This is a genomic window from Segeticoccus rhizosphaerae (assembly GCF_009192725.1).
Classification (GTDB): Bacteria; Actinomycetota; Actinomycetes; order Actinomycetales; family Dermatophilaceae; genus Segeticoccus; species Segeticoccus rhizosphaerae.
In genome coordinates this window covers 1-7,308 of sequence record NZ_VOHR01000198.1, presented here as the reverse complement: position 1 = coordinate 7,308, position 7,308 = coordinate 1, and the positions used below count along the sequence as shown (strand labels likewise).

8 protein-coding genes and 1 pseudogene are annotated in these 7,308 nt (G+C 70.1%); 4 read left to right on the top strand and 5 right to left on the bottom strand.

What is annotated here, in order from left to right; translation table 11 throughout:
- Nucleotides 1-727, bottom strand: a 727-nt coding sequence (locus tag FRW57_RS14650; protein WP_238999442.1) for a GntP family permease, incomplete at its 3' end; no start/stop codon positions are given.
- Complete coding sequence (locus FRW57_RS14645; protein ID WP_137121377.1) at nt 724-1,251, bottom strand: gluconokinase; 528 nt, start codon at nt 1,249-1,251, stop codon at nt 724-726. The genes FRW57_RS14650 and FRW57_RS14645, both read right to left, overlap by 4 nt.
- A 112-nt stretch (nt 1,252-1,363) precedes the next feature.
- On the opposite strand from FRW57_RS14645, the gene FRW57_RS14640 reads away from it, so the two are divergent.
- From FRW57_RS14640 to FRW57_RS14630, 3 genes are read left to right on the top strand one after another with little or no spacing between them, the layout of a single operon-like run.
- The gene (locus tag FRW57_RS14640) at nt 1,364-2,173 is read left to right on the top strand and encodes an ABC transporter permease (protein WP_238384651.1); all 810 of its coding nucleotides are present in this window, start codon (nt 1,364-1,366) and stop codon (nt 2,171-2,173) included.
- On the top strand, nt 2,166-3,005 hold the full coding sequence (locus FRW57_RS14635; protein WP_238384650.1) for an ABC transporter permease: 840 nt from the start codon (nt 2,166-2,168) through the stop codon (nt 3,003-3,005). The genes FRW57_RS14640 and FRW57_RS14635 overlap by 8 nt, the downstream gene beginning before the upstream one ends.
- Nucleotides 3,002-4,048 (top strand): ABC transporter ATP-binding protein, encoded by a 1,047-nt coding sequence (locus FRW57_RS14630; RefSeq protein ID WP_238384649.1) that lies wholly within the window; start codon nt 3,002-3,004, stop codon nt 4,046-4,048. The genes FRW57_RS14635 and FRW57_RS14630 overlap by 4 nt, the downstream gene beginning before the upstream one ends.
- Before the next feature lie 128 nt (nt 4,049-4,176).
- Here the strand turns inward: FRW57_RS14630 and FRW57_RS14625 are convergent, their stop codons facing one another.
- From FRW57_RS14625 to FRW57_RS14615, 3 genes are all read right to left on the bottom strand, one after another.
- Nucleotides 4,177-4,674, bottom strand: coding sequence for an amino-acid N-acetyltransferase (locus tag FRW57_RS14625; RefSeq protein ID WP_238384648.1), 498 nt, complete (start codon nt 4,672-4,674; stop codon nt 4,177-4,179).
- Between the two features lie 105 nt (nt 4,675-4,779).
- Entirely contained in the window at nt 4,780-5,463 is a 684-nt protein-coding gene (locus FRW57_RS14620; RefSeq protein WP_238384647.1) for a response regulator, read from the bottom strand.
- Nucleotides 5,453-6,838 carry a sensor histidine kinase gene (locus FRW57_RS14615; protein WP_137121375.1) on the bottom strand — a complete coding sequence of 462 codons (1,386 nt, stop codon included), beginning with the start codon at nt 6,836-6,838 and terminating at the stop codon, nt 5,453-5,455. Before FRW57_RS14615 ends, FRW57_RS14620 begins: the two co-directional genes overlap by 11 nt.
- Nucleotides 6,839-7,004: 166 nt before the next feature.
- Here FRW57_RS14615 and FRW57_RS14610 point away from each other — a divergent pair.
- Nucleotides 7,005-7,308 (top strand): annotated as a pseudogene (locus tag FRW57_RS14610) (hypothetical protein); the annotation flags it as partial.

The window sequence follows — 7,308 nt, the reverse complement described above, 5'->3', positions numbered from 1 at the left end:
GCTGGTCGGCCGCGACGCCGGAGCGCGCGTTGCCGTCGGCGCCGACGTGCACGGGCACGAGCCGGTCCATCAGCGGCGCGAGCAGCGGCCCGGCGAGGATCAGCGTCGGCACCGCGATGATCAGCCCGAAGATCAGGGTGTAGCTGAGCGGCGCGTGCAGCAGGCTGATCGCCGTCTCCGGGCCGGGGTGCGGCGGGACCAGGCCGTGCAGGATGGACAGGCCGGCCAGGGCCGGTATCCCCACCTTCATCAACGAGACTCCGGTCTCGCGGGCGACCAGGAGGATGATCGGCACCAGGATGACGACACCGATCTCAAAGAACATCGGCAGCCCGATGATCGCCGCGATCAGCGCCATGGCCCACGGCAGGGTCTTCGGCCCCACCCGGGCGATGATGCTGTCGACGATCTGGTTGGCGCCGCCCGAGTCGGCGAGCAGCTTGCCGAGCATGGCGCCCAACGCGATCAACAGGCCGACCGCGCCAAAGGTCGAGCCGAGACCGTCGACGAAGCTCGTCACGATGTCGCCGGGCGCGACCGCGGCCACCGCGCCGAGAACGGCCGTGCCGAGGATCAGCCCGATGAAGGGATGGAACTTCGCCCACACGATGAGCACCACGACGGTCGCGATGCCGAGCAGCGCCGCCGCGATCAGCTGACCGTTGCCGGCGCTGCTGAGCGGTTTGTCGTCCGCAGCCAGTAGGTGCAGGGCGTAGGTGGTCGTCATCGTTGGTTCCCTCCCTCGTGAAGACCCAGAGCCTTCATAGCGTTGTCCACAACCTCCTCCGGTGTGGGCGCCGCGGACACGGTGGCTCCGGGTTCGTCCGGCTCCAGCGGTTCCAGCGCGGCCAGCTGGCTCGGCAGCAATGACGGAGGCATGTAGTGGCCCTGACGCGCCGCGAGCCGCTTGGCGATGAGCTCGGCGTCGACCTCTACGTGGCAGAACCGCACGCCCGGACGCCCCTCCCGCAGGAGATCGCGGTAGACCCGCTTGAGGGCCGAGCAGGTCAGCACTGCGCTGGTGCCCTGCTTCTCGCGCTCATTGATCCAGTCTCCGATCGACCGCAGCCACGGCCACCGATCCTCATCGGTGAGGGGGTGGCCCGAGTGCATCTTGGCGACGTTGGCCTCGGAGTGGAAGTCGTCACCCTCGGCGAAATCCCAATGCATGCGCTCGGCGATCCCCTTGGCGACCGTGGTCTTCCCCGACCCGGACACCCCCATGACGATGATGTAATCGGCTCCATCCATGCCCGGGAGGCTACGCCCCACCGGGGCATCCTGCCCGGATGCGCGCCCTGGGTCCGCCTGCCCGGCACATCCGCTTGCGCCAGCCTCCGAGCCCGACTAGGTTCTTGCGGTTGTGCGCCCGGACCTCTCCGCCTACTGGCAGCTGACCAGGGCGGGGTTCCGCAAGCAGGCCAACTACCGGCTCGCCATGCTGGCCGGGCTCACCACCAACGTCGTCTTCGGGTTCATCCGGGCCGCGATCCTGTTCGCCGCCGTGGCTGCCGCGGGGGGCGAGCTGTCTGGCTACGACCAGGACGGCATCAGCGCCTACGTCTGGCTCTCGCAGGGCCTGCTCGGCGCCGTGGAGCTGGGCTTCGCCCCGTCGGAGATCGGCGACCGCATCAAGAACGGCGACATCGCGATCGACTTCACCCGCCCGGTGGACGTGCAGGCGACCTATCTCGCGGCCGACCTGGGCCGGGCGGCATACACCTTCATCCCGCGAGGGCTCCCAAGCGTCCTCGTCGGCGCGCTGACCGTGGGGCTCACGATGCCGGAGACCGCGTTGCCCTACCTGCTGGGTGTGGTCAGCATCGTGCTCGCCGTGACGGTGTCCTTCCTGTGCCGGTATGCCGTCAACGTCCTCGGCTTCTGGCTCGTCGAGACGCGCGGGGTGCGCTCCCTGTATGGCGTGACCGCCACCTTCCTCGCGGGGCTCTACGTGCCGGTGCACATCTTCCCCGGATGGTTGTCCGCGCTGGCGCACGCCACCCCCTTTCCGTCCATCCTGCAGAGCCCCATCGATGTGTTGTCGGGACGGGTGACCGGCTGGGACTCGGTGCAGCTCCTCGTGATCCAGGCCTTCTGGGTCCTCGTGATCGGTGCCCTGGGCCGGGTCCTCACGACGGCCGGTCGTCGCAAGCTGGAGGTACAGGGTGGCTGACCTCGCGCCGCGCACCAGGCGACCACTGCACGGGACCTGGCACACGCCATACGCCGCTGTCATCGGCTCGCGGATCCGAGCGCAACGTTCCTACCGCGCGTCCTTCCTGCTCGACCTGTTCGGCTCCCTGCTCGTCGGCCTGACCGAGTTCGCCGAGGTGTGGGTCATCTTCCACAACGTCCAGGTGCTCGGCGGGCTCGACTTCAACGCCATACTGCTGGTGTTCGGGCTGTCCAACCTCGCCTTCTCCCTCGCCGACCTGCTGGTCGGGCACATCGACGGGCTGCCGACCTTCGTGCGCATGGGCACCCTCGACGCCTTCTACCTGCGGCCGCAACCAGTGCTGGCGCAACTGATGACGTGCGAGTTCTCGCTGCGCCGGTTGTCCCGGATCGGCGTGGCGGCGACCGCCCTGGTCGCCGGCCTGGTGCGGTGCGACGTGGACTGGTCCCTGGCCACCAGGGCGATGCTGCCGATGGCCATCGTCTTCGGGACCGCCATCTTCGCAGGGCTGTTCGTGTGCGCGGCGAGCCTGCAGTTCTTCCTCATCAACGGGGCGGAGCTGACGAACTCGTTCACCTACGGCGGGTCCTACGCCTCCAGCCAGCCGGCCTCGATCTTCCCGACGCCGCTGAAGATGATCTTCGGCTATCTCGTCCCGGTCGCTTTCACGGCATACCTGCCCACGCTCGCGATCCTCGACCTGCCGGGGCCTGCCGGACTGCCGACCTGGCTGGCCTGGCTGCTCCCGCTCGCCGCGGCCTGGGTGTGGGCACTCGCCCTGACCCTCTGGCGATGGGGCACCCGGCACTACCAGGGAGGCGGCGGATGAGTCAGCACGCGACTGCGTTGCGAGACGGAGCGATCGGTCCGATCGTCGAGGTGCACGACCTCACCAGGGAGTTCGTGGTGCGGCGGAAGTCAGCGAGGATGCGTGCATCCGGCCGACCTGTGGCCTCGCGCCGGCGGCTGCTGCGCGAACGCTCCACCGTGACCGCTGTCGACGCGATGACGTTCACGGTGCGGCCCGGGGAGGCGGTCGGCTACATCGGGGCCAACGGCGCCGGCAAGTCGACGACGATCAAGATGCTCACCGGCATCCTGGTGCCCACAGCCGGAAGCGTGCGCACCTGCGGGCTGGACCCGTTGACGAGCCGTCGGGAGCTGGCACGCCGGATCGGCGTGGTCTTCGGTCAACGTTCGCAGCTGTGGTGGGACCTGCCGCTGCGCGAGTCGTTCGCCATCCTCGCAGCGATCCACCGACTCGGGCCGGACGAGGCCCGCGGCCGCACAGCCGAACTCGTCGAGCAACTGGAGATGGCCGAGACCCTGGACACCCCGGTCCGCCAGCTCTCGCTCGGGCAGCGGATGCGCGCCGAGATCGCCGCCGCCCTGTTGCACTCCCCCGAGCTGCTGATCCTCGACGAACCGACGATCGGGCTGGACGTCCTGTCCAAGCAACGACTGCGCGAGTTCCTCATCCACGAGCGCGCCACCCGCGGCACCACCCTGTTGCTCACGACGCACGACATGGGCGACATCGAGCGGCTCTGCGACCGGGTGCTCGTCGTCGACCGCGGTGCCCTGGCCTATGACGGCACGCTCGCCGGTCTGGGCGCAACCGTCGGCGCCCAGCGGGTCCTCGTCGTCGACCTGGCCGAGCCGACGGGTGACCTGACTGACATACCGGGTGCCGTGCACCTGGGCAGCGAGGGGGACGGGCTGCGGCAGCGACTAGCCTTCGACCCCGAATCAACCACAGCCGCAGCCGTTTTGGCCGGCGTGTCGGATGTCTGTGAGGTGCGCGACCTGTCAGTCGAAGAACCTGACATCGAGGACGTCGTCCGACGCATCTACCAGTCGCGTCGCCGCTGACCGACCACTCGGCCGCCCGGCACCCGGTCACCCACTGGCTCGACGGCGGCGAAACGGCGGCGCGCTGCCCGCAGTCGGGGTCGCTGCCAGCACGGGCGGGCACCGAGGCATGCCCGAACGAGGAAGCGTCAGAGGATGCGCAGCATCCGGGTGTTCCCGAGGGTGTTGGGCTTCACCCGGTCCAGGTCGAGGAACTCGGCCACGCCCTCGTCATACGAGCGCAGCAGCTGCCCGTAGACCTCCGGGTCGACGGCCTGCCCGTCGATCGTCGTGAATCCGTGCCTGGTGAAGAAGTCGACCTCGAAGGTCAGACAGAACACCCGGTCGACCCCGAGCTCGCGTGCGTCTTCGAGCAGCGTCTCGAGCAGCTTTCCGCCGATGCCCCGCCCGGTGACCGACGGATCCACCGCAAGGGTGCGCACCTCGGCCACGTCCTCCCACATCACGTGCAGCGCGCCACACCCGATCAGCTTCCCGCGGTCGTCCTCGACGACCCGAAACTCCTGCAGCGCCTCGTAGTAGGTGACCGCGTCCTTCGCGACGAGCACCCTCGTCTCGGCCAACGGCTGGACCAGTGCACGGATGGCCCGCACATCGTTCGTGCGTGCCCTGCGGATCTCGTTCACCCAAAGCACAGTAGACGCGGCGCCTACACGCGCACGCATCGGTCCACTCGCCGAGACCGGCCAACCGGCGGTGCGGCGACCGTCCTACGGCCGACTGCGATGCCGTCAGCTGCCCACACCGGCGAGCAGCCCCGAGCGCTCGACCAGGACGGCCACCTCGACTCGGCCGGAACAGCCGAGCTTGGCCTGCGCGTGAGCCAGGTGCGTCTTGACCGTCGCCTCGCTCGCGAAAAGTTCGGCCGCGATCTGCGCGTTGGACAGCCCGCGGGCGACGGCGCGGACCACCTCACGCTCCCTGGCCGTCAGCGTGACCATCGCGGCCTGAGCGGACCGGCGGGCAAGCGCGGAGGGGTCGTGGCGCACGTGGTGGAAGAGCTGTCGGGCGCTGCCCGGGGAAACCGCTCCGCCTCCGGCCGCGACATTCCGGACGGCAGCGAGGATCTCGGCCGGCGAAGCCGTCTTCAACAGGAAGCCGTCGGCGCCCGCCTCCACGGCGCGCAGCATGACCTCGTCGTGGTCGAAGGTGGTCAGCACGATGATCTTCGGGGGATCCGCCAGCCGACGCAGCGATCGTGTGGCGGTGATCCCGTCCTGCCGTCGCATCCGCACATCGAGCAGCACCACGTCGGGGGCATGCCGGTGGACCGCCTCGACCACCCCGTCGCCGTCGTGGACCGCCCCGACCACCTCGAGGTCGTCAGCGGTGGACAGCATCAGCTCGAGGCCTTGGCAGACCAGGGCATCGTCATCGACCAGGAGCACACGGAGCGGCCGCTCATCACCCTGCACGGGTCACCTCCTTGTCCTCACCAAGGCTCTGCACGCCGCCGGTCCAGGGCAGCCACACCTCTACCCGGAAGACCCCCAGTGCGTCCACGCCGTGCCGCGACTCTCCGTCGAGCTGGGCGGCCCGCTCCGCGATGCCCGCGAGCCCGGCACCTCGACCGTGGGGCGGTGCGTCCGTCCCGTGGCGCTCCTGACCCGGGCGCACCGAGCCAGACTGTGCCACCAGGTAGTTGGCGGCCTCGATCCGTATGCCGTGCCGGTCGTCACCCTCGACACGCAGTCGGACCGGAGCGCCCGGCGCGTGTTTGCGGGCGTTGGTCAACATCTCCTGCACGATCCGGTAGACCGCCCGGGCCAACTGGTGGCTCGCTCGCGCTGCGCCGTCGAGGTAGACCGTCGACTGGACCTGCATGCCTCCGCTCATGCTCTCCTCGATCACTCGGGGCAGCTCGGCGAGGGAGGGCGTGGGATGCACACTCTCGCTCTGGCTGGGGTCGCGTAGGACTGACAGCAGGGAGCGCAGGTCGTCCATGGACTGTTGGGCGCCCTCGCGGACGAGCGAGGCGCTGTGGCGCACGCGCGGGTCCTCGCCGGCGGCCACCTCCAGGGCTCCGGCGTGCAGCGAGAGCAGCGACAGCCGGTGCCCGAGGACATCGTGCACCTCGCGGGCGATCCGCTCGCGCTCCGCCTGGCGGCCCATCTCCTCGCTGAGCCGCCCGACCGCATCGCGATCGGTGCGCTGCTCGGCACGGGTCGCCTGCAGGTCGCGTCGCGTGCGCAAGAAGAGGCCTGCGCCGACCGACAGAGCGACCAGCACGACCACGATGAGGCCCTGCGCCCACCAGCTGAGGGCCGTGGACGTGGCGCCGGAAGCCGAGGACCCGACGAAAACGTCACCCCAGAACGAGGTGCCCGGCGCGTGGCCGTGGGCATCACGCCATACGGACGCCGTGGTGCCCAGGCCGGCCGCGAGCCCTCCGGCCCACACGGCCCTGCCGCGAAGGCGAGCCACGACGTGGGTGAGGCCGATCAACAGGCCGAGCACATCCAGCGGAAAGAGCAGCGCGGCGGCCGCCGCACCCATCGTCACCCATAACGGCCACCGGCGCCGCCAGGTCATGGAGACAGCCACGGCGGCACCGGCCAGGAACGCGAGCGCCAGTCTGTCGGACAGCGGGGTATCGGGCGGGAGGCCGGCCGCGGCCAGCCGGCGGCTGTCGGCCAGGGACACCGCGAGCGACGAGCTCAGCAGGCAGGTGACCACCACGAAGACCGTGCACCCACGTCGACGGGACCTCACGCCGCGGAGCAGCCGGCCGAGCGCAGCGAGCGCACCAGGCAGCCGGATCGGCGCCGAAAGGGCCTGGCTCGTGGACATGCGACGAGGCTAGCTCCGGGGTCCGACAGTGGTCCTCCGTCATCCGGCTGCGGTGTGGTCCGCCGGATCATCCGATGAGCCAAGGTGATCCAGCCGATCGAGTGAAGACCCCGGCGGTTGTCCCGAGGTGGACTGTGCGCACTTCACCACCGACGAAGGAGAACCCATGTCCCCGCACGACGACCACGACCGTCGACAGCAGCGCTTGACGCACTTCGAGGGATGGCAACCGGTCGGCGCTCCGCCACGGCCCGAGAAGCCCAGGGGGTGGTTCCGGCGGCACCGCCTGCTGACCGCGTTCGCCGCCCTAGCGGTGCTGGCGGGAGTGGTCCAGCTGAGTGGCGGTTCCTCGGACTCGGCGACCGAGCAGGCAGCTCGAGCCGTCGCCACGAGCCAACCCACCGCCCAGCAGCCTGCCGCCGGCCCGAGCGCCGCCGACCGGCCGGAGGCCGACGACCCGAAGCCGGCAG

Coding starts and splice junctions, on each gene's coding strand:
- FRW57_RS14645 (WP_137121377.1), bottom strand. CDS start 1,251: ATGGATGGAGCCGATTACATCATCGTCATGGGGGTGTCCGGGTCGGGG.
- FRW57_RS14630 (WP_238384649.1), top strand. CDS start 3,002: ATGAGTCAGCACGCGACTGCGTTGCGAGACGGAGCGATCGGTCCGATC.
- FRW57_RS14615 (WP_137121375.1), bottom strand. CDS start 6,838: ATGTCCACGAGCCAGGCCCTTTCGGCGCCGATCCGGCTGCCTGGTGCG.